Here is a 19538-nt window from a genome sequence, read left to right as displayed (position 1 = left end):
TCGGGCACGCCAGTCAAACCGCGGTGGTACCGCCGTCGGCGATCAACTCCATACCGTTGACGTAGCTCGAGTCGTCCGAGGCGAGAAACAGTGCGACCGATGCGATCTCCTCGGGGCTGCCCATCTTTCCCCGCGGGATCGTTGCTTCGAACTGTGCCTTCGTCTCCTCGTCGAACAACTGCTCCTGTATCGGCGTGGCGACCTGGCCCGGGGTCAGCACGTTGACCCGAATCCTCCTGTCTTTCAACTCGTTCAACCACACGCGCGCATAGGCATGCAGCACGGCCTTGCTCGCCGCGTACACACTCCAGGACGGATAGCCCTTGACCGAAGCGGTCGACCCGGTCATGAAGATCGAGCCGCCGTCGCGCAACAGCGGCAGAGCCTTTTGCACCGTGAAGAGCGTGCCGCGCGCGTTCAGCCCGAAAGTCGCGTCGAAGTGCTGCTCCGTGATCTCGCCGAGCTTGCCCTCCTCCCCTGTCCCGGCACTTGCCCACACCACGTCGACGGCGCCCTTTTCCCGCCTGACCGCGTCGAACAACCGGTCCAGATCGTCCAGATTGGACGAATCCGCTTGCACGCCCGTCACATTGCGGCCGATCAGCTCGACGGCTTCATCCAGAGCTTGTTGCCGCCGACCGGAGATGAAGACGTGCGCCCCTTCGTCGACGAACAGCTTGGCACCGGCCAGCGCCATACCGCTTGATCCACCCGTGATCACCGCCACCTTGCCGTCAAGCTTTCCCATGACCACCCCATCGATCGATTACCTGGCTAGCGAAGTCAAGCAACTGGTCAAGGCTGGGAAACATTCCGAAGGCATCCACGATCGCCTCCTCAGTCCCGGAGACGGCCAAGCGCTCGAGCCTGTCGGCAACCGAGTCGACCGACGTGCCCGCTTCGAGGTTGAGTCGCATGGCCTTCTTCAGCGCGTCGGGATCGCGGCCGGCGTCTTCCGCCGCACGGCGCGCGATCGACCACAGCTGGTCGGTGACCTCGTCCTGCAACCCCTCGACCCCGAGCCAACCGGTGCCGGTGCGGCCCACCCGGCGCATCGCGGCCTCGCTGGCACCACCAATCCAGATGGGCGGACCGCCGGGCTGGACCGGGCGCAGGTCGGCATGGACCGGCGGGAGCGAGAAAAACTCGCTCTCCCAGGACACCGGGGTGGTCGTCCACCACTTCTGCAGGAACGCCAGCAGGTCGTCGAGCATCCGTCCGCGCCGGCGCCAGTCCGCGCCGCGGGCGATGTCGTGCTCGTCCTTCATCCACCCGATTCCCACGCCAACGCCGAGGCGGCCGTCGCTGAGCACGTCGAGCGTGGTCAGCATCCGGGCCAGGTGGACCGGCTCGTAGTAGAACGTGCTGAGCGTGCTGGAGTTCAGCCGGATCCGGTTGGTCGCCGTGGCGGCGACCGTCCACAGCAGCACCGGATCGAGGTAACGGGTCATCTGCGGCGGGTACGGCTGCTCTTTGCCCGGATACGTGCTGTGCATCTCGACCGGCGTGACCAGGCGATCGCCGACCCACAGCGTGTCGTAGCCGAGGTCCTCGAGTCCGCGGCAGAACGCGCTCAGACCGGCGGCGCTCGTAATAGCGGGCCCGACTATGGGAAGTGCGAAACCAAGCTTCATCAGGGATTCCTTTCGGTGATCCATCAACCATTGCCCGGGCGCGCGGGCGCCCCGGTCGTTCGTGGCGTGGGGTCAGGCGGGAACGGCCGCTCCGAGGGCGAAATCGAAGTTCCCCACCCCGTGGCGGGCGAGGCCCATCATGACCAGGCCCGTTCCCTCCAGCCAGTGCGCCATGTTCAAGCCGCCGACGTCCAGCGGGCGCAGCCCCAGGCTCTCGATGAACTCCGCCATGCCCGCCTTGGCGCGCGCGTCGTCGCCGGCGAAGAAGACGTCGAGCGGGCGGCCCTGGGCCAGGACGACTCCGAAGACGGTGTTGAAGGCCTTGACCACGCTGGCGCTGGCCGGGGCCGCCTTGGCCACTTCCTGCGCAACCGAGGTGTCATCGGGGATGGCCAGGCCATCGGCCGCCGCATTGAACGGGTTGCTGATGTCGACGATCACCTTGCCCGCGAGGGCGTCCCCGTACTGGGTGACGACCGGAACGACGTCGGCGTACAGCACGGACACGATGACGATGTCGCCCGCCGGGACGGCGCCGAACTCGCCCGTCGTGGCGCCGGCGCCGAGATCCTTGGCCAGGTCAGCGGCCTTGGACCGATCGCGGCCGATGACCTCGACGGTGTTGCCGCCCGCGACCGCCAGCGCGCCGATGGCGCGGGCCATGTTGCCGGTGCCGATGATGCTGATGCTGCTCATGAAATTCCCCGCCTTGAACTAGTGAATCGGAAAGGTTGACGTGTCCACCTTATGCAAAGTTGGGTGACACGTCAACCAATCGGGTAGCATGGGGGCCGATGGAACCGAACTGGCTGAATCCCCGTGAAGACCGCGCCTGGCGGGCCTTCCAGCACGCGCATCATCAGCTTGACGTGCACCTGAACCGGGGCCTGCAGAAATCGGGACTATCCGGGGCCGACTACGAGATCCTGGCGGTGCTCTCGGCCCACGACGGCGATCGCATGCCCGCGCATGACCTGTGCAATACGCTGGGCTGGGAGAAGAGCCGCGTCTCCCACCAGGTGCGGCGCATGCAGCAGGACGGGCTGATCTGCCGCGAGCCGAATCCCAACGACGCCCGCAGCACCATGGTCTGCCTGCTCCCGGCCGGCCGCGCCGCCATCGAGAAGGCGGCACCCGCGCACGTGGAGGACGTCCGGCGAAACTTCATCGACCTGCTCAGCCCGGCCGAGCTCGACATGCTCGCCGCCCTCCACGAACGAGTGCTGCGCCACCTGGCCGAAGACGACTCCGCCGGCGAAGACGGGCCCTCGTAGCCCTTTAAGTGCCCGCGGCCTACCTAGCCGACGCCCCGGCTGAGCCAGGTCACCTCGCCGGCGTCGCCACCGTCGCGATACACCTCGAGCGCCTCGTCCCACGCCGTGCCCAGCACCGAATCCAGCTCGGCGGCCAGATAGTCGGCGCCCTGGGCCATCATCGAGCGCAGTCGCATCTCGCCGACCATGACGTCGCCGTTGGCGCTCATCGACCCGCTCCACAGCCCCAGCTGCGGGGTGTGGCTGAACCGCTGGCCGTCGACGCCGGGGCTGGGATCCTCGGTGACCTCGAAGCGCAGCACCGACCAGGAGCGCAGCGCGTTGGCCAGCCGGGCGCCCGTGCCCACCGGCCCCACCCAGTTGGTGACAGCGCGCAGCTGCCCGGGCATCGCCGGCTGCGGTGTCCAGACCAGGTTGGCCTTGGACTGCAGGGTCGATGACAACGCCCACTCGACATGCGGGCACACCGCCGCGGGCGAGGCGTGGACGTACACCACACCCGTCGTCACGTCGGCAAATTGGTTCGACGCACGCATCTCCTGCTCCTTCGGTTCCACGAGGGACGTCTTCCCCAACGACCTGGTGGACCGCTCGAAGCGGAATGCATGTAAATTTTTGTGTCCTGCGTGTCTATTGTGCCCTGTGATACCCCTGTTGCGCTAGTGTGCGGAGTGGCTGAATATCACTCGGCCAGCACCCGGTCGGAAAGCGCAGGCCAGGGCGCCAAAGCCCACTCTCCGAAGTTGCGGTTGGTGAGGACCACGAGCGCCCGGTCAACCTCCGGGTCCACCCAGACGAACCCGCCCGCCTGACCGAAATGGCCGTACGTGCGCGCCGAGTTGCGCGCGCCGGTCCAGTGCGGCGACTTGCCGTTCCTGATCTCGAAACCCAGGCCCCAATCGTTGGGCCGCTGCACGCCGTAGCCGGGCAGCACCCCGTCCAGGCCGGGAAATTGCACGCTGGTGGCCTGCGCGTGCAGCTGCGCGGACACCGTCGCCGGCCGCAGCAGCTCGCGGGCGAACGACGCCAGATCCGCGACCGTCGACGTCGCGCCGAACCCGGCGGCCTCGGCGCCGCCGTTCAGCCGGGTGGCCGCCAGGCCCAGCGGCTCGCAGACCGCCTCGGCGAGGTAGCGGCCGAACTCGATCCCCGACTCCGCCTCGATGGCGCGGGCCAGCACGCCGAACCCATAGTTTGAATACATCCGCCGGGTGCCGGGCTTGGCCAGCACGCGATCGTCGTGCATCGCCAGGCCCGACGCGTGCGCCAGCAGGTGGCGGATCGTGGAGCCGGGCGGGCCGGCCGGGGTGTCCAGCTCGACGACGCCCTCCTCGATGGCGACGTGCGCGGCCCGGGCCACCAGCGGCTTGGTGACCGACGCCAGCTCGAAGACCCGCTCGGTGTCGCCGTGGCTCGCCAGCACCCCGTCGGGCCCGACGACCGCGGCCGCGGCGGCCGTCACCGGCCAGTCGGCGATGGCCTCCAGCCCGTTGAGAGCGGGCATCACTTCCGGGCGATGTAGTAGTTGTTGATCGGGTCCCCCTCCACCTCGGTCACCCGGACGTCGCCGAACCCGGCGTCACCCAGCATCGAGGTGGCCAGCTGCGTGCCCCACGCGGTGCCCAGCCCGGCGCCGTCCAGCGCCAGCGACACCGTCATGCAGTGCATCAGCGAGACGGTGTAGAGGTAGGTGCTCATCGGGATCCCGACGTTTTCTTCCAGCCGGCTCGACGCCTTGATGTCGGCCATCAGGAAGACCCCGCCCGGCCGCAGCGCGTTGTAGATGTTCTCCAGCACCCGCGCCGGCTGCGCCTGATCGTGGATGGCGTCGAACACGGTGATGACGTCGTAGGCCTCGCGCTTGTCGAGCTGCGCCAGGTTGTGGCTCTCGAAGGTGGCGTTCGTCAGGCCGAGGCGTGCCGCCTCGGCGACGCCGGACGCGATGGCCTCGTCGGAGAAGTCGATGCCGGTGAACCGGCTCGCCGGGAAGGCTTGGGCCATCACGTTGATCGCATGGCCGCTGCCGCAACCGAAGTCGGCGACGTCGGCCCCCGCGCGCAGCCGGTCGGGCAGTTCGTCGACCAACGGCAGCACGACGTCGATGAGCGCGATGTCGAACACCGCGGCGCTCTGCTCGGCCATCAGCGCGTGGAATCGCGGGAATTCGCTATACGGCAGCCCGCCGCCCTCCCGGAAGCAGCCGACGATTTTCTGCTCGACCTCGCCGAGGTGCGGGAGGAACAGCGCCACCAGAGCCAGGTTGTCCGGTCCGGCGGCGCGGGTGAGCACGCCGGCGCGGTGCGCGGGCAACGAGTAGGTGCCGGCGACGGCGTCGTACTCGATGACGTGCCCGGTGGTCATGCCGGCCAGCCACTCTCGCACGTAGCGTTCGTTGAGGCCGGCGGCCTCGGCGATCTGCGCGCTGGTGGCGGGCGGCAGCCCGGCCATCGTGTCAAGCAGGCCGGTCTGATGCCCGATGCTCAGCAGGAGCGTGAGGCTCGCGCCGTCGATGGCCGCGATCATGCGACCGGCGAAATCTTCGGTGGTTTCCGAGGTGGTGTCAGGTGCCGTCACGCTCTGCAGACGCTACACCGCCTCGCTGCACGCCGAGACTGCGCTCAGCGCGTGCTTTTCGCCATGTTGGGCGATCTGAGCGCAGGCTCGATGCCATCACGGGCCGGCTACACCGTAGGTTGGAGCGCATGAGTCAGACAGTGCGCGGAGTGATTTCACGCAAGAAGGGCGAACCCGTCGAGCTGGTGGACATCGTCGTCCCGGACCCCGGGCCCGGCGAGGCGGTGGTCGACATCATCGCCTGCGGGGTGTGTCACACCGACCTGACCTACCGCGAGGGCGGCATCAACGACGAGTACCCGTTCCTGCTCGGCCACGAGGCGGCCGGCACCGTCGAGGCGGTCGGGCCGGGCGTGACCAACGTCGAGCCGGGCGACTTCGTGATCCTGAACTGGCGCGCGGTGTGCGGGCAGTGCCGGGCCTGCAAGCGCGGGCGGCCGCAGTACTGCTTCAGCAGCTTCAACGCCGAGCAGAAGATGACGCTGACCGACGGCACCGAGCTGACACCGGCGCTGGGCATCGGGGCGTTCGCCGACAAGACGCTGGTGCACTCCGGGCAATGCACCAAGGTCGATCGCCAGGCCGACCCGGCGGTCGCCGGCCTGCTGGGCTGCGGCGTGATGGCGGGGCTGGGCGCCGCGATCAACACCGGGGCCGTCACCCGCGACGACACCGTCGCCGTGATCGGCTGCGGCGGCGTGGGGGACGCCGCGATCGCGGGCGCCGCCCTGGTCGGGGCCCGGCAGATCATCGCCGTCGACACCGACAACACCAAGCTGGACTGGGCCCGCAAGTTCGGCGCCACGCACACGATCAATGCCCGCGAATTCGACGTCGTCAAGACCATCCAGGACCTCACCGAGGGCTTCGGGGTCAACGTGGCGATCGACGCGGTGGGCCGGCCCGAAACGTGGAAGCAGGCGTTCTACGCCCGCGACCTCGCCGGAACCGTTGTGCTGGTTGGGGTTCCGACGCCCGACATGCAGCTGGAGATGCCGCTGCTGGACTTCTTCAGCCATGGCGGGTCGCTGAAGTCGTCGTGGTACGGCGACTGCCTGCCCGAGCGCGACTTCCCCACCCTGATCGACCTGTACCTGCAGGGCCGGCTGCCGCTGGACAAGTTCGTGTCCGAACGCATCGGGCTCGACGGCGTAGAGGAGGCCTTCCATAAGATGCACGGCGGCAAGGTGCTGCGTTCGGTGGTGCTCCTGTAATGGTGACGATCGATCGGGTGGTCACGCACGGCACCTTCGAATTGGACGGCGGCAGTTGGGAAGTCGACAACAACATCTGGCTCATCGGCGACAATTCGAACGTCGTGGTCTTCGACGCCGCCCATGACGCGGCGCCGATCGTCGAGGCCGTGGCAGGCCGCCACGTGGTGGCGGTGGTGTGCACGCACGGGCACAACGACCACGTCACCGTCGCTCCCGAGCTCGGCGAGACGCTCGACGCGCCGGTGCTACTGCATCCGGCCGACGACGTGCTGTGGCGAATGACGCACCCGGACAGAGATTTTCGCGGCATATCCGACGGCGAGAGGCTGACCGTCGGCGGCACCGAGCTGACCGCGCTGCACACCCCGGGCCATTCCCCCGGCTCGGTGTGCTGGTACGTGCATGACCTGGGCGTGGTGTTCAGCGGCGACACCCTGTTCGCCGGCGGCCCCGGCGCGACGGGCCGCTCCTACTCCGACTTCCCGACGATCCTGCAGTCCATCTCCGAGCGGCTGGGCACGCTGCCCGGCGAGACCGTCGTACACACCGGCCACGGCGACAGCACCACGATCGGCGACGAGATCGTCCACTACGAGGAGTGGGTGGCGCGCGGCCACTGAAAGGCGTTGCCGGCGAACGGCTATGCGTTCCCGGGCGGCCGAAGGCCCAGCGCGCCCAGGAGTTCCTCGTGTCCCCACGGCTTGGTCCGGGCCGCCTCGCGCAGCTCCTCGCGCCATTCCTCTTTGTCCCGAAGCCCCGACCGCGTACCGCGGAAGAAGCCCCGCAGGCTTGGTAGGCGAAGCCTGAGCAGCGGAAGAGGCATGGCCGCCTTGTCGTGATCGGCGTCGGCCGGCGGCGCCGCGTCGCCCGGGTGCCCCGGGTTGCTCTCGTGCAGCGGCTGCCCCTTGGGCGCCGTCGGTATCGGCGGCACGGCCGGCGGGGACGCCGCCGCGGCGGAGGCCACCGGCGCCGCCGGCTCGGGCAGGCCGCCGAGGGCGGCGGAGTCACCGGTGAGGAAGGCTGCGCCCGGCCCGGCGAGCCCCGCCGCGGCCGGGTAGCCACCCGCGATGGCGGGGGGCGCGGGCGGCGGCGCGGCAAGGTTCGGCATCGCCGGGCCGCCGGGAGCCGGCGGCGCCACCGGACCCCAAGCGGCCGGGACCGCCGCGGCAGCACCACCGCCCGGGTCCGCGACGACGCCCCCGCTGGTCCCACCGGCGGGCGCGCCGCCATCACCGGTGGAGACTCCGTTGGCGCCTTGCGGGCCACCGGTCGCGACCGGGTGGGCGTCCGCGCCGGAGGGGCCGGGCCCGCCGCCCGCCGGGTTGCCGGCACCGGGTCCGCCGGCGCCGCCGCTGCTGGCCACCGGCGCGGCCACGCCGCCGTGCTGGGCGGCGGCCGCGCCGTTGCCGTTCAGGTGCCCGGCGGACGCGTGGACCATGCCCGCCACCTTGTCCAGGGGCGACGCGTTGGCGGCCTCGGCGTTGGCGTAGGTCCCCGCGCTTTCGCGCAGGGCCTGCACAAACTGGTTGTGGAAGTTGGTCGCCTGGCTGCCCGCGGCCTGATAGGCCTGGGCGTGCGCGGCGAACAGCGCCGCCACGAACGCCGACACCGCGTCACCGCCCGGGGCGTGCAATCCGGCGGTCCCGGCCGCCGCGTTCGCGTTGGCCGCGTGGATCGTCCAGCCGACCGAGGCCAAATCTCCGGCCGCGGCCGCCAGCAGGTGCGGTGTCGTCGTCACGTGCGACATGAGTCAGCTCCCAACCCCGGTGCCACCCAGAGCGTAACGCGGTCGGGACCGACAGCCTAGGGCTTTAGGCGACGGCTGGCCCGTGGTGGTCATATCTGTCACAGCAGTCACCGCGCACGAGGCGGCAACCTTTTGTCCACCTCATAGCGACAAACGCAGCGATAGCGGCATCGTCGCCGCGTTGTCGCTATGAGGCGGGCACATCGAGTGTCTCCAGTTCCGGAGACGCATGTGACGGTTGGGATTTCGTCGCTGCCGCCTCAGTGCCCCTCGAGGATGCGGCGCTTCTCGGCCTCGAACTCCTCGTTGGTCAGCGCCCCCGAATCCCGCAGCGCCGCCAGCGTTTTGAGCCGCTCGAGGCGCACCCCCTCGCCGCTGGGCTCCATCGGCCCGGCCGGCACCGCCGGCGACGCGACGGGCGGCGGGTAGTACGGGTTGGCCGCCACCACGGCCCGGCGCCGGGTGCGCCCCAGCCACAGCCCGGACAGGATCGAATCGACCAGCCCCACCACGAACAGCCCGACGAACAACCACACCAAGAAGCCGTAGGAACTCTTGTGGCCGAAGGCCAGTCGCGGGTTGATGTACCCGTTGACCTGGCCGTCGGTGGTGATGTTGTAGTTGCCGCTGACGGGAATCTGAGCCACCCACACCCGCACGTGCGCGTCGTTGTTGACAGTCGTTGTGCTGCCGATGCTTTCGTTCAACGCCGGCTGCGCCGCGCCCTCGGGCGGCGCGATCGTGACGCCCAGCGGCGGCACCGGCAGGCCGCCGTTGGGGCTGCCGACGACGACGGTGTGCAGGCTGACCGTGACCTCGCCGGCGGGCAGGTACACGCTGCTCGTTCCCGGGATCGGCACCTCGCCGTAGGCGTTGTACTTGTCCAGGAAGAAGGCGTTGAGCACCAGGGCGACGATGAAGCCGCCCACCGACACGATCATCAGCACCACGGCGGCGGCCAGCGAAACCTTGGCGAGCCGCCTGCTGTTCATCCAGGCAGTGTGTCACCGCGGGCGGGGCGATGCCACCGGTCGCACGCCAACCCTGTCGACGAACGGGCACAAAGAGCACACTGTGACGGGGCGCCTACGAAAGGAGTGCTACGCATGGCCAACGATCTCGTCGCCACCGTGCCCGACCTGTCCGGGAAGCTGGCAATCGTCACCGGGGCCAACAGCGGCCTGGGGTTCGGGCTCGCTCGCCGCCTCTCGGCCGCCGGAGCCGACGTCGTCATGGCGATCCGCAACCGCGCCAAAGGGGAAACGGCGATCGAGGAAATCCGCGCGACGGTCCCCGACGCGAAGCTGACCATCAAGGCCCTCGACCTGTCGTCGCTGGCGTCCGTCGCCGCGCTGGGCGAACAACTCAACGCCGAGGGCCGCCCGATCGACATCCTGATCAACAACGCCGGCGTCATGACCCCGCCGGAACGCGACACCACCGCCGACGGTTTCGAATTGCAGTTCGGCAGCAACCATCTCGGCCACTTCGCGCTGACCGGGCACGTGCTGCCGCTGCTGCGCGCCGCCGGCAAAGCGCGCGTCGTCTCGCTGAGCAGCCTCGCGGCCCGCCAAAGCGGCAAGATCCACTTCGACGACCCCGACTTCGAGAAGTCCTATGCCGCCATGTCGGCCTACGGCCAGTCCAAGCTGGCGGTGTTGATGTTCGCCCTGGAGCTGGACCGGCGCAGCCGCGCGGCCGGCTGGGGCATCACGTCCAACGCCGCGCACCCCGGGCTGACGAAGACCAACCTGCAGGTCGCCGGGCCCTCGCACGGCCGGGAGAAGCCGGCGCTGATGGAACGCCTCTACAAGGCGTCGTGGCGGTTCACGCCCTTTTTGTGGCAGGAGATCGACGAGGGCATCCTGCCCGCGCTCTACGCGGCCGCCGCGCCGCACGCCGAGGGCGGCGCGTTCTACGGGCCCCGCGGGTTCCAGGAGCTGGCCGGTGGCGGCGTGCGGCTGGCCCGGGTGCCCGAGCGGGCGCGCAACGAGGACGACTGCCGTCGGCTGTGGGAGCTGTCCGAGCAGCTCACCGGGGTGAGCTACCCGCAGCCGGACTGACTATCGTTGGTGCATGCGGCCGGAACCTCGTCTGCCCGAATCGAGCATCGTGGTCCGGCCCGAGCCGACCGACAGCGCGAACTACACCCAGTCGTCGCGGCTGCAGGCCGCCGGCCTGGCGCAGGCCATCGCATTGTTCGAGCGGGCCGCGGAACAGGTGCCGCTCCCGGCGGCCCCGCAGCCGATCGTCATCGCCGACTACGGCGCGGCCAACGGGCACAACTCGCTGAAGCCGCTGTCGGCGGCCATCGCGGTGCTGCGCCGGCGCACCCGCCAGGACCACGCGATCCTGGTGGCGCACACCGACGTTCCGGGCAACGACTTCACCGCGCTGTTCCAAACCCTGGCCGACGACCCGGACAGCTACTTGCACACGGACACAACGAGTTTCGCGTCGGCGATCGGCCGATCCTTCTACGGCCAGATCGTGCCGTCCAAGACGGTCAACCTGGGCTGGACGTCGTGGGCGACCCAGTGGGTGAGCCGGATCCCCTACGAGCTCCACGATCACGTGCACGTCGCCTACAGCAGCGACGACGCGGCCCGCGCCGCCTACACCCACCAGGCCGCCACCGACTGGCACGACTTCGTCGCGTTCCGCGGGCGCGAGCTGGCCCCCGAGGGACGGCTGGTGGTGCTGACGCTGGGCGTCGACGAGGACGACAAGCCCGGCTTCAGGACGCTGCTCGACGCGATCGTCGCGGCGCTGGAAGATCAGGTGCGCGACGGCCTGCTCAGCGAGGACGAGCTTCGGCGCATGGTCATTCCCACATCGGGCCGCAGCGAGAGGGACTTTCGCGCCCCGTTCTCCCCGAGCGGCCGGTTCGAAGGCCTCACGATCGAGCACCTCGAGATGTTCGACGCCGAGGACCGATTCTGGGCCCGATACCGAATTGACGGTGACGCAAACGCTTTCGGCGCGCAGTGGGCGGCATTCGCCCGGGCCGCGCTGTTTCCCGCCCTGGTCTGCGGCCTGGACGGCGCCGCCGCCGACCCGCGGGCGACCGAGTTCTCCGACCGATTGGAGGCCGCGGTCGCGGAACATCTGTCAAGCGCGCCAGAGCCGATGCGGATCCCGCTCGCCTCGGTGGTGCTGGTCAAGAACCGCCGCCCCGACTGACGAGAGTTTCGACACAGCGCGGCAACGGGTACCCCCGGGCATGCTCAAAACTGCGACTCCAAGGGGGTAGATGCATGAGCGTGCAGGACGACAAAGAGGCCGGCCACGAAGACGACAAAGAGGCCGGCCAAGAAGAGGACCAGAAGTTAACCGAAAAGCCTGAAGTCAAGGAAGAGCACAAGCAACAGGCCGCCGAGATGATGAAGGCCTACAAGGACGAGGCCACCGTGGTGCTGCCCGGCTCCGGCGGCATGGTTTCCGGGACGGCGGTCAACGACTGGCTCGACGAAGACGGCAACCCGCAACACCAGGAGCCCGACGAGGGCGGCGGCTCCGACGAGCAAGCCAAGGCCGACGAGGGCCGGGACGACGAGGAACGCAAAGAGCAGATCGAGAAGGACAAGGCCCTCAACGAGGAACTGCGCGAAGCCGCGGCGGCCGAGAACAAGGGCGAAAAGCGCTGAGCTGAAAGCTCATTCAGTGAGCCCGCGGCGCGATCTGGCTGATTAGGGTGGGGATCCCCGGGAAGCCGGGGATCGGCTCGTTGAGCCCGGGTATCGGCGGCAGCGGCGGGATCTCGGGGATGCGCGGGATGCGCGGAATCACGGGTTGGGCCCGCGGAGGCGCAGGCGCCGCCGGGACGTCCTGAGCCGCCGGCGGTGCGACGGGGGTCGGCGTGTCCGGTGCGGGCGGCGGATTGGTGTCCGGGCTCGACGGCGGCGGCGCCTCTTGGGTGGTCGGCGGCGGCGGGGCGGTCGTGGTGGTCGTCGGCGGCGCCGGCGAGGCGGGGGCCGTGCTGCCGCCCGGGTTCGTCATCGGCTGGTTCTTGGAGCCCAGCCCGATCGCCAGGGCAACGCCGGCCAGCACCACCACCCCCAGGGCGGCAAGGGTGAGGATCATCGGCACCCGCCGCCACGGAATAACAGATTTCTTGGGCTCCGACTTCTCGGGCTCCGGCGCGGCGGGCTCGGGTTGCTCGACCTTCAGCGCCGGACCCGCCGACGTCTGGCCGGAGCTGGCGGGCTTGGGCCACGGGCGCGCGGCGGTGGGCATGGCGCCCGAGCCGGCACCGTCCTGCGCCCAGGCCCGGGCGGGCATCCCACCCGACACCGCGGCCGGCACCAAGGCGGCCGCCGTGGCTGTGGCCGTCGCCGCCGGGGCCTGCGCGGTCGGGCCGTTGTCGTCGGGACGGTAGGCCGCGAGCAGCACCGCGCCGGTGGCGGCCGCCAGTTGCGGGCGGGGCGTCGTGACGACCGGGACGCGTAGATGGCCGGACAGCCGCGTGGTGACCACGGGGATGTGCGCCCCTCCGCCCACCGACACCACCGCGACGAGATCGCGAATGCCGTTGCGCCGCAACGCGTCATCGAGCACGGCCACCAAGGTGGTCAGTGGCCCGCGGATCGCGTCGTCGAGCTCGTCGCGGGTGAGCCGGACGTCGGCCAGGGTGGCGACCGTGTTCGACGAGAGCTGCTCCTTGGCGCTGCGGCACCCGCTGCGCAGCCGGCTCACCGAGCCGACGGCCGAGCTGCCCGGAACGAACGCGCCCGTGCTCGGCATGTTGGCCATGGCGGCGCTCAGCAGCGCCTGGTCGATCATGTCGCCGCTGAAGTCGTGATGCCGGACGGTCGGGGCGAGGGGCTCCCCGCCCGCGGCGGCCATCAGCGTGATGCTGGTGCCGCTGCCGCCGAAATCGCAGACCGCCACGGTCCCGTGCGCGGGGATGCCGGGGTTGGTCCGCACCGCGGCCAGCGCCGCCGCGGCGTCGGGCATGACCATCGGCCGCCGGGCGCCGTCCGACCATTCCGACACCCCGGCCAGCGCGGCGCTCAGGGCGTCGACCGACGGGGCGGACCAGTGCGCCGGGTAGGTCACCGCGACGCTGTCGGGCAACGGGCGCCCGCCGCTGGCGGCGTAGGCCAGCGCGCGCAGGCCGTCGGCGAGCAGCGCGTCGCTGCGGTGCACGGAGCCGTCGGCCGCCACGATTCCGGCCGGGTCTCCCACCCGGTCCACGAAGCCGGTGACGACCAGGCCCGGCTCGTCGAGCTTGGGATTCTCCGAGGGCACGCCGACCTCGGGCGGGCGTTGGCGATACAGCGTGAGGACGGGCTTACGGGTGATCGCGAGATCGGCGGTCACGGCCGCCAAGTTGGTGGAACCAATCGACAAGCCCAGCGCCGGTGTCGCTCTGTCGGCCATCTACCCATCCCCGTAGTCAGCGGCGCGTATTCCACCTTTGCGCAATTGTGTCGCCGATTCCTATAGCCATTCGTAGCGCCAGCTATGCGTGAGCTGTGCGACTCCGGGAGCGGGTTTGGTCAGCGGATCGCGCCCGCCCCGGCGATCAGCGGAAGGTCCAGCGGGGTGACCCAGCCCGGCCGCAGGTCGTTGACCGCGGGAACCGCGTTGAGCGCCCGCATCCCGGTCGCCAGGCATCCGGCCGTGGCCGCGTCCCGCCCGGAGCCGTCGGTGAACCGGAACGCGGTCTCCTGAAAGATGCTCGGCGTCCCCTCGATGTCCACCCGGTAGACGTCGTTGTCGTGGCCCGACGGCCAGTCGGGCGCGGCGTCGAGCCCGATGCGGTTGACGTGTTCGAGCTGAATCCGCGTCTCGCCCTTGTAGACCCCGTTGATGGTGAACCGGACGGCGGCGACGTGCCCGGCCTTGATGACGCCCTTGGCCGTCGTGCGCTCGGTCGGGGTCACCCACTTGTCCCACGTGGTGGTGATCTCGTCGAGCATGATGCCGGCGGCGTGGGCGATCATCGGGACGGTGGCGCCCCACGCGAAGATCAGCATGTTGGAGTCTTCGAGCAGCGGGCTGTATTCGGGCTCGCGGCCGATGCCCATCTCGACTTCGTAGTCGCCCTCGTAGTTGGTGTAGTCCAGCAGCTCCGACGCCCGCACCCGGCGCACCTCCGAGCACAGGCCCATCAGCGTCATCGGGAACAGGTCGTTGGCGAAGCCGGGGTCGATGCCGGTGGTGAAGCAGGACGATTCGCCGAGCTCGCAGGCCTCGGTGATGGGCTCGATCCAGTTGGGCGGGTTGAGGTGCATCGTCGGCCACACCCACGGCGTCATCGCCGTCGAGCACACGTCGATGCCGGCCCGCAGGAAGCGGGTGATCAGCGCGATGTTGTCCTTGGCGTGCATCGCCGTCGGGCCGTAGTGCACCAGGGCGTCGGGCTTGAGCGCGATCAGGGCGTCGACGTCGTCGGTCGCGGTGATGCCCACCGGTTCGGGCAGCCCGCAGATATCGCCGACGTCGCGGCCGACCTTGTTGGGGTTGCTGACGCCGACGCCGACCAACTCGAACAGCGGATGCTTGACGATCTCCGCGATCACCATCCTGCCGACGAAGCCGGTACCCCAGACCACCACGCGCTTTGAGCCGCTTTGCGACATACACACCTTCCTCATCAGCCCCCGGTTCACCCTAAGCATTGCCTCTGATCGCATCTAGACCAGGCAATGTCGGTAATGACACGATGTGAAACCATGACCAGTTATCTCAGGGGGCCCGCGATCCTGTTCGCCATCGGCGTCGGGGTCGCCAATTTCTGCGGCGGAGTGGCGAGCGCGAACGACAACCCGCAAGTCCGCTACGAGGTCAGCGGCCCCGGTGTCGCGGAGTACATCTCCTACCAGACCGACGGCGGGCAGCAGCGCGCGGTGAACGCGAAGCTGCCCTGGTCGACGCAGTTCACCTCCTTCGGCGGCGAGGTGTTGGTGATCAGCGCCCAAGGGCCGGGGCCGATCAACTGCAAGATCCTGATGGACGGCAACGTCGTGAGTGATGCGACGGCAACGGTGGGGGCGCCGGCCAGGACCGTCTGCACCCACTGAGAGGGGTTTGCCGTGCCACTCACGACCGGTATCGCGACGCGAGTGAACGGGGCGCCACCGCCCGAGGTGCCGCTCGCCGACATTCATCTCGAGTCGCTCGAGTTCTGGGGGCGCGACGACGACTACCGCGACGGCGCCTTCGCGACGCTGCGCCGCGAGGCGCCGATCTCGTTCTGGCCCGCCGTCGAGTACGAGGGGTTCGAGGCCGGCACCGGGTACTGGGCGCTGACCAAGCTGGACGACGTGCACTACGCGAGCCGCCATCCGGACGTCTTCAGCTCGGCCGGCGGGATCACGATCAACGACCAGATGCCGGAGCTGGCGGAGTACTTCGGTTCGATGATCGTGACGGACGATCCGCGGCATCAGCGGCTGCGCTCGATCGTCAGCCGGGCGTTCACCCCGAAGGTGGTGGCCCGCATCGAGGCGTCGGTGCGCGAGCGGGCGCACCGGTTGGTGTCGTCGCTGATCGCCAATCATCCCGACGGCGAGGCCGACCTGGTCAGCGAGCTCGCCGGGCCGCTGCCGCAGCAGGTCATCTGCGACATGATGGGGATCCCCGAGGAGGACCATCAGCGGGTGTTCCATTGGACGAACGTCATTCTCGGGTTCGGCGACCCGGACCTGGCGACGGATTATGAGGAGTTCCTTCAGGTTTCGATGGACATCGGCGCCTACGCCACCGCGCTGGCCGAGGATCGCCGCGTCAACCACCACGACGACCTGACCACCAGCCTGGTCGAGGCCGAGGTCGACGGCGACCAGCTGTCGTCGTCGGAGATCGCGTCGTTCTTCATCCTGCTGGTGGTCGCCGGCAACGAGACGACCCGCAACGCGATCAGCCACGGGGTGCTGGCGCTGTCGCGCTACCCCGCCGAGCGGGAGAAGTGGTGGGCCAACTACGACGCGCTGGCCCCCACCGCGGTCGAGGAGATCGTGCGGTGGGCCTCGCCGGTGGTCTACATGCGGCGCACCCTGACCCGCGACATCGAGTTGAGCGGCGTCAAGATGGCGGCCGGCGACAAGGCCGCGCTGTGGTACAACTCGGCCAACCGCGACGAGTCGAAGTTCGCCAACCCGTGGATGTTTGACGTGGCCCGCGACCCCAATCCGCATCTCGGCTTCGGCGGCGGCGGCGCCCATTTCTGCCTGGGCGCCAACCTGGCCCGCCGCGAGATCAGGGTCGTGTTCGACGAGTTGCGGCGCGAGATCCCCGACATCGTCGCGGTCGAGGAACCCTCGATGCTGCTGTCCCAGTTCATCCACGGCATCAAGCGGCTGCCGGTCGCGTGGACCCCCAGGAGCTGAGGCTGTGAAAAGGTTCGCGCTAGTCGTTGTGTTCGCCGTCGCCGCAGTGACTTTGGCGCCCACCGCGCACGCCGGCATGGTGCTCGGCAACTACAAGGTGAACACCAACCGGGATCCCGGACACGAGTGGCTGTGGTCGGTTCGGCAGTGCGTCGACGGTCCGGCGGGATGCGTTCACGTTTCGGCGGTTCCGCAGCCCAACGGGCAGGCCGCGCCGTACGACGGTAATGCGTATCTGTCCGACGGCCGCTACACGTTGGCCGTCGACGTGCCCGACGGCGTGCGCTGCGTGGTCGCGTTCTTCCCCTCGCACGACGTCTATTCGTGGGACGCGGTGACGTTGCAGGGGCAGGTGGAGTCGACGTTCGCGACGGGTTGCGGCGGGTCGCCGGGTGGGGTGAACACTTATCCCTTTTCGCTGCAGCGGTGGTAGCGCCACCAGGTTTACCCTGACCCAGTGACCATTCCCGCGTTCCCTCCTCCCGAGGTCCTCGCCGCCCGCGAGAAACTCGTGCTCGACCACTTTCACGACGAGGTCCGCCAGGACTGGGACGACGTGCTGGCGACCTTCCCGCATCCGCGCTACGAGCTGATCCCGCAGATGGTCGTCCACGACGGCGACGAGGCGGTGCGCGGCTACTACGTCTACACCCGGACCGCGTTTCCCGACCAGGACCACGAGATCATCGCGCTGCGGCACAGCGCCGACGCGGTGATCGTCGAGTTCTGGCTGATGGGCACCCACCGCGGCTATCTCGGCAAGGTCCCGCCGACCGGCAGCCGCTTCCGGGTCCGCATGAACGCCTACTTCGTGTTCGACGACACCGAAACCCTTGTCTGCGAACGCATCTACTTCGACACCCTGACCATGATCAAGCAGCTGCTGGGCGGGCTGGACATGAAGAAGCCGGCGAATTGGTTGCTGGCCGCGCGTTGCGTGCGCGGATTCCTGTCGATGTCGTCGGAAAAGCCCGACCCCGCACTGACTTCCGCGTAAACTGCGGCAATGCGGGTCCGAAGCGCGCGGGCTGACCGGGTCGGCGCGCCGCTAGCAGCCGAGTTGTGCTGCCAGGTCGAGGAAGTCGGACGCGTTGACGTCGAACTCGTCCGAGTAGGCCACGTCGGCGTCGCCGTCGGCCCCGAATTCCAGCGGGCGCGCGACGAAGGCCGTCGCGAAGCCGAGCCGGCCCGCCGCGCGGATGTCGTATTTGTGGCTGGCGACCATCATGATGTCGGCCGGATCCAGGCCGAGGTAGGTCGCGGCCAGGCGATAGATCGCCGGATCCGGCTTGAACACCCCGGCCATCTCCGCGGCGAAGATCGCGTCCCAGGGCAGGCCCGCGCGCTTGGAGAGGTTGACCACCGCTGACACGTCGGCGTTGGACAGCGTGGCCAGCGTGTAGGCGGTCTTCAGCCGCGTCAGCCCGGGCACCACGTCGGGCCAGGGCCTCAGCCGTTGCCAGGCCAGGGTGAGCTCGTCGCGGTCGGCGCCGGAGAAGCCGACGATGCCGCAGTCGTCCAGGACGGTGTCGAGCGCGCGGCGATACACCGAGTGCACCGAAACCCATCCGTTGCCCTGCGCGGCCTCCAACGCCGCGAAGTAGCCTGCGCGCCAACGCCGCACGAGGTCGCCCCAGTCGGCGTCCGGATGACGCCCGGCGCTGATCCGCGCCGCCTCGTCGCACACCGTCGAATGAAAATCCGTTGCCGTGCCCTGCACGTCGAACAACAGCGCCTTGACCACAAGGCTCATCATGCACCCCGGCGATTAGACTCTGCGGCGTCCAAACGCTTGACCCCTGACGTCCTGCGAGGTGGCCCGTGGCCGACGACACCGAGACCGGGCACGACGAGCGCGAGCCCGACTATCGATTCACCCTCGCGAACGAGCGCACGTTCCTGGCCTGGCAGCGCACCGCGCTGGGGTTGCTCGCCGCGGCGGTCGCGCTGGTGCAGCTGGTTCCGGAGCTGACCGTTCCCGGCGCACGGCGCGCGCTCGGCATCGGGCTCGCGGCGCTGGCGACGCTCACCAGCGGGATGGGGCTGTTGCGCTGGCAGCAGGCGGATCGCGCCATGCGGCACGGTGATCCGCTGCCGCGCCACCCCACCCCGGCCTACCTCGCGGTGGGCCTCAGCGTCGTCGGGCTGGTCGCGCTCGGGCTGGTGATCGCCAAGGCGGTCGTCGGTTGAGCGACTACCGGCCGCCGCCCGGGCAGACCGAGGACCGGACCACGCTGGCCTGGACCCGAACATCCTTTGCCTTCCTGGGCAACGGCGCGCTGCTGATGATCAAGAACCTGCACGGCCCGGTCGGGCCGCTGCAGCTGCTGCCCGCCTACCTGGCCGCCGCGGTGGCGTTGGGCACCTACCTGATCGCGCTGCGACGCCAGCGAACGCTGCAGCAGCGGCCCCTCCCGGCGGACATCAACCCGCGCCGCCCGGTGCACGTCATCGGGACCGCCGTGCTGGCGCTCATCGTGGTGACGACGGTCGCCCAGCTGGCGGCCTGACGGCCTAAGCATTTAAGCATGAAAGCCCAAGCAAACTCCCAGGTTTGGGACGCGCTCGTTGGGGGATTTTTGCGGCATGATCGCACGTCACATCACCCGTTTCCTTGTCCCTGCAGTCTGCGCGACGTCCGGTCTGAGCGCTTCGGTCCTCGCGCCTGATCTCCCCTTGGCCTCCGCCCAATGCCCGGACGTCCAGGTGGTGTTCGCCCGGGGTACGGGTGAGCCGCCGGGTGTCGGGCCGACCGG

Annotated in this window: 23 protein-coding genes and 1 pseudogene; 13 read left to right on the top strand and 11 right to left on the bottom strand. The window is 69.5% G+C overall.

The genetic code is table 11. The features are described 5' to 3' along the window. Window positions 1-13: 13 nt before the first annotated feature. The 3 genes from AWB89_RS20125 to AWB89_RS20115 form a co-directional block, all read right to left on the bottom strand. The gene (locus tag AWB89_RS20125; RefSeq protein ID WP_085176031.1) at window positions 14-748 is read right to left on the bottom strand and encodes an SDR family NAD(P)-dependent oxidoreductase; all 735 of its coding nucleotides are present in this window, start codon (window positions 746-748) and stop codon (window positions 14-16) included. Then, the gene (locus AWB89_RS20120; protein WP_142282585.1) at window positions 735-1634 is read right to left on the bottom strand and encodes a TIGR03619 family F420-dependent LLM class oxidoreductase; all 900 of its coding nucleotides are present in this window, start codon (window positions 1632-1634) and stop codon (window positions 735-737) included. Before AWB89_RS20120 ends, AWB89_RS20125 begins: the two co-directional genes overlap by 14 nt. Window positions 1635-1706: 72 nt before the next feature. After that, window positions 1707-2330, bottom strand: coding sequence for an NADPH-dependent F420 reductase (locus tag AWB89_RS20115; RefSeq protein ID WP_085176026.1), 624 nt, complete (start codon window positions 2328-2330; stop codon window positions 1707-1709). 98 nt (window positions 2331-2428) lie between these two features. Here AWB89_RS20115 and AWB89_RS20110 point away from each other — a divergent pair, with 98 nt between their 5' ends. Beyond that, entirely contained in the window at window positions 2429-2908 is a 480-nt protein-coding gene (locus AWB89_RS20110) for a MarR family winged helix-turn-helix transcriptional regulator (RefSeq protein ID WP_085176024.1), read from the top strand. 23 nt (window positions 2909-2931) lie between these two features. Here AWB89_RS20110 and AWB89_RS20105 read toward each other — a convergent pair whose 3' ends face one another. The 3 genes from AWB89_RS20105 to AWB89_RS20095 all read right to left on the bottom strand — a co-directional run bounded on the left by AWB89_RS20105 (window position 2932) and on the right by AWB89_RS20095 (window position 5431). After that, window positions 2932-3444, bottom strand: a complete 513-nt coding sequence (locus AWB89_RS20105; RefSeq protein ID WP_067160110.1) for a DUF3145 domain-containing protein — start codon at window positions 3442-3444, stop codon at window positions 2932-2934. Between the two features lie 146 nt (window positions 3445-3590). Beyond that, window positions 3591-4412, bottom strand: coding sequence for a serine hydrolase domain-containing protein (locus AWB89_RS20100; protein ID WP_085176022.1), 822 nt, complete (start codon window positions 4410-4412; stop codon window positions 3591-3593). Further along, window positions 4412-5431, bottom strand: a complete 1020-nt coding sequence (locus AWB89_RS20095) for a class I SAM-dependent methyltransferase (RefSeq protein ID WP_085102086.1) — start codon at window positions 5429-5431, stop codon at window positions 4412-4414. The genes AWB89_RS20100 and AWB89_RS20095 overlap by 1 nt, the downstream gene beginning before the upstream one ends. 179 nt (window positions 5432-5610) lie before the next feature. Between AWB89_RS20095 and AWB89_RS20090 the strand changes: the two genes are divergently transcribed. Together AWB89_RS20090 and AWB89_RS20085 are read left to right on the top strand one after the other, a co-directional pair. Next, complete coding sequence (locus AWB89_RS20090; protein WP_085176074.1) at window positions 5611-6696, top strand: S-(hydroxymethyl)mycothiol dehydrogenase; 1086 nt, start codon at window positions 5611-5613, stop codon at window positions 6694-6696. After that, complete coding sequence (locus tag AWB89_RS20085; protein ID WP_085176020.1) at window positions 6696-7319, top strand: MBL fold metallo-hydrolase; 624 nt, start codon at window positions 6696-6698, stop codon at window positions 7317-7319. The genes AWB89_RS20090 and AWB89_RS20085 overlap by 1 nt, the downstream gene beginning before the upstream one ends. A gap of 20 nt (window positions 7320-7339) precedes the next feature. Here the strand turns inward: AWB89_RS20085 and AWB89_RS28325 are convergent, their stop codons facing one another. Both AWB89_RS28325 and AWB89_RS20075 read right to left on the bottom strand, forming a co-directional pair. Continuing rightward, entirely contained in the window at window positions 7340-8446 is a 1107-nt protein-coding gene (locus AWB89_RS28325; RefSeq protein ID WP_085176017.1) for a PE family protein, read from the bottom strand. Between the two features lie 260 nt (window positions 8447-8706). Beyond that, window positions 8707-9438, bottom strand: a complete 732-nt coding sequence (locus AWB89_RS20075; RefSeq protein WP_085176015.1) for an SHOCT domain-containing protein — start codon at window positions 9436-9438, stop codon at window positions 8707-8709. A gap of 114 nt (window positions 9439-9552) precedes the next feature. On the opposite strand from AWB89_RS20075, the gene AWB89_RS20070 reads away from it, so the two are divergent. The 3 genes from AWB89_RS20070 to AWB89_RS20060 all read left to right on the top strand — a co-directional run bounded on the left by AWB89_RS20070 (window position 9553) and on the right by AWB89_RS20060 (window position 12093). Continuing rightward, the gene (locus AWB89_RS20070; RefSeq protein ID WP_085176013.1) at window positions 9553-10509 is read left to right on the top strand and encodes an SDR family oxidoreductase; all 957 of its coding nucleotides are present in this window, start codon (window positions 9553-9555) and stop codon (window positions 10507-10509) included. Between the two features lie 13 nt (window positions 10510-10522). Further along, complete coding sequence (locus tag AWB89_RS20065; protein ID WP_085176011.1) at window positions 10523-11629, top strand: class I SAM-dependent methyltransferase; 1107 nt, start codon at window positions 10523-10525, stop codon at window positions 11627-11629. Between the two features lie 74 nt (window positions 11630-11703). Then, on the top strand, window positions 11704-12093 hold the full coding sequence (locus tag AWB89_RS20060; RefSeq protein ID WP_085101801.1) for a hypothetical protein: 390 nt from the start codon (window positions 11704-11706) through the stop codon (window positions 12091-12093). Window positions 12094-12106: 13 nt separating this feature from the next. On the opposite strand, the gene AWB89_RS20055 is transcribed toward AWB89_RS20060, so the two are convergent. After that, entirely contained in the window at window positions 12107-13828 is a 1722-nt protein-coding gene (locus AWB89_RS20055) for an Hsp70 family protein (RefSeq protein WP_085176009.1), read from the bottom strand. Between the two features lie 119 nt (window positions 13829-13947). Then, on the bottom strand, window positions 13948-15033 hold the full coding sequence (locus AWB89_RS20050) for an NAD(P)H-dependent amine dehydrogenase family protein (protein WP_085176007.1): 1086 nt from the start codon (window positions 15031-15033) through the stop codon (window positions 13948-13950). 93 nt (window positions 15034-15126) lie between these two features. Here AWB89_RS20050 and AWB89_RS20045 point away from each other — a divergent pair, with 93 nt between their 5' ends. The 4 genes from AWB89_RS20045 (at window position 15127) to AWB89_RS20030 (ending at window position 17779) form a co-directional block, all read left to right on the top strand. Next, the gene (locus AWB89_RS20045) at window positions 15127-15474 is read left to right on the top strand and encodes an MmpS family transport accessory protein (protein WP_085101805.1); all 348 of its coding nucleotides are present in this window, start codon (window positions 15127-15129) and stop codon (window positions 15472-15474) included. Window positions 15475-15486: 12 nt separating this feature from the next. After that, window positions 15487-16782 (top strand): cytochrome P450, encoded by a 1296-nt coding sequence (locus tag AWB89_RS20040; RefSeq protein ID WP_085176005.1) that lies wholly within the window; start codon window positions 15487-15489, stop codon window positions 16780-16782. Between the two features lie 76 nt (window positions 16783-16858). Continuing rightward, window positions 16859-17215 (top strand): hypothetical protein, encoded by a 357-nt coding sequence (locus AWB89_RS20035; protein ID WP_085102090.1) that lies wholly within the window; start codon window positions 16859-16861, stop codon window positions 17213-17215. 24 nt (window positions 17216-17239) lie between these two features. Further along, window positions 17240-17779, top strand: a complete 540-nt coding sequence (locus tag AWB89_RS20030) for an ester cyclase (RefSeq protein WP_085176003.1) — start codon at window positions 17240-17242, stop codon at window positions 17777-17779. A 51-nt stretch (window positions 17780-17830) separates the two neighbouring features. Here AWB89_RS20030 and AWB89_RS20025 read toward each other — a convergent pair whose 3' ends face one another. Beyond that, window positions 17831-18538 (bottom strand): haloacid dehalogenase type II, encoded by a 708-nt coding sequence (locus AWB89_RS20025; protein WP_142282584.1) that lies wholly within the window; start codon window positions 18536-18538, stop codon window positions 17831-17833. Window positions 18539-18603: 65 nt separating this feature from the next. Here AWB89_RS20025 and AWB89_RS20020 point away from each other — a divergent pair, with 65 nt between their 5' ends. The 3 genes and pseudogenes from AWB89_RS20020 to AWB89_RS27720 form a co-directional block, all read left to right on the top strand. Then, window positions 18604-18972, top strand: coding sequence for a YidH family protein (locus AWB89_RS20020; protein ID WP_085101811.1), 369 nt, complete (start codon window positions 18604-18606; stop codon window positions 18970-18972). Next, a complete protein-coding gene (locus AWB89_RS20015; protein WP_085176001.1) occupies window positions 18969-19292 on the top strand; it encodes a DUF202 domain-containing protein in 324 nt (107 codons plus the stop codon). Before AWB89_RS20020 ends, AWB89_RS20015 begins: the two co-directional genes overlap by 4 nt. Before the next feature lie 58 nt (window positions 19293-19350). After that, window positions 19351-19538 (top strand): annotated as a pseudogene (locus AWB89_RS27720) (cutinase family protein); the annotation flags it as partial.

The organism is Mycobacterium paraense (assembly GCF_002101815.1).
Taxonomy (GTDB): Bacteria; Actinomycetota; Actinomycetes; order Mycobacteriales; family Mycobacteriaceae; genus Mycobacterium; species Mycobacterium paraense.
The sequence above is the reverse complement of the archived record's forward strand: the minus strand, read 5'-3'. Positions and strand labels throughout refer to the sequence as shown.

Bases quoted from the DNA above. Each gene is read 5' to 3' on its own strand.
- AWB89_RS20125 (WP_085176031.1), bottom strand. From the start codon at position 748: ATGGGAAAGCTTGACGGCAAGGTGGCGGTGATCACGGGTGGATCAAGC.
- AWB89_RS20120 (WP_142282585.1), bottom strand. From the start codon at position 1,634: ATGAAGCTTGGTTTCGCACTTCCCATAGTCGGGCCCGCTATTACGAGC.
- AWB89_RS20115 (WP_085176026.1), bottom strand. From the start codon at position 2,330: ATGAGCAGCATCAGCATCATCGGCACCGGCAACATGGCCCGCGCCATC.
- AWB89_RS20110 (WP_085176024.1), top strand. From the start codon at position 2,429: ATGGAACCGAACTGGCTGAATCCCCGTGAAGACCGCGCCTGGCGGGCC.
- AWB89_RS20105 (WP_067160110.1), bottom strand. From the start codon at position 3,444: ATGCGTGCGTCGAACCAATTTGCCGACGTGACGACGGGTGTGGTGTAC.
- AWB89_RS20100 (WP_085176022.1), bottom strand. From the start codon at position 4,412: ATGCCCGCTCTCAACGGGCTGGAGGCCATCGCCGACTGGCCGGTGACG.
- AWB89_RS20095 (WP_085102086.1), bottom strand. From the start codon at position 5,431: ATGATCGCGGCCATCGACGGCGCGAGCCTCACGCTCCTGCTGAGCATC.
- AWB89_RS20090 (WP_085176074.1), top strand. From the start codon at position 5,611: ATGAGTCAGACAGTGCGCGGAGTGATTTCACGCAAGAAGGGCGAACCC.
- AWB89_RS20085 (WP_085176020.1), top strand. From the start codon at position 6,696: ATGGTGACGATCGATCGGGTGGTCACGCACGGCACCTTCGAATTGGAC.
- AWB89_RS28325 (WP_085176017.1), bottom strand. From the start codon at position 8,446: ATGTCGCACGTGACGACGACACCGCACCTGCTGGCGGCCGCGGCCGGA.
- AWB89_RS20075 (WP_085176015.1), bottom strand. From the start codon at position 9,438: ATGAACAGCAGGCGGCTCGCCAAGGTTTCGCTGGCCGCCGCCGTGGTG.
- AWB89_RS20070 (WP_085176013.1), top strand. From the start codon at position 9,553: ATGGCCAACGATCTCGTCGCCACCGTGCCCGACCTGTCCGGGAAGCTG.
- AWB89_RS20065 (WP_085176011.1), top strand. From the start codon at position 10,523: ATGCGGCCGGAACCTCGTCTGCCCGAATCGAGCATCGTGGTCCGGCCC.
- AWB89_RS20060 (WP_085101801.1), top strand. From the start codon at position 11,704: ATGAGCGTGCAGGACGACAAAGAGGCCGGCCACGAAGACGACAAAGAG.
- AWB89_RS20055 (WP_085176009.1), bottom strand. From the start codon at position 13,828: ATGGCCGACAGAGCGACACCGGCGCTGGGCTTGTCGATTGGTTCCACC.
- AWB89_RS20050 (WP_085176007.1), bottom strand. From the start codon at position 15,033: ATGTCGCAAAGCGGCTCAAAGCGCGTGGTGGTCTGGGGTACCGGCTTC.
- AWB89_RS20045 (WP_085101805.1), top strand. From the start codon at position 15,127: ATGACCAGTTATCTCAGGGGGCCCGCGATCCTGTTCGCCATCGGCGTC.
- AWB89_RS20035 (WP_085102090.1), top strand. From the start codon at position 16,859: ATGGTGCTCGGCAACTACAAGGTGAACACCAACCGGGATCCCGGACAC.
- AWB89_RS20025 (WP_142282584.1), bottom strand. From the start codon at position 18,538: ATGATGAGCCTTGTGGTCAAGGCGCTGTTGTTCGACGTGCAGGGCACG.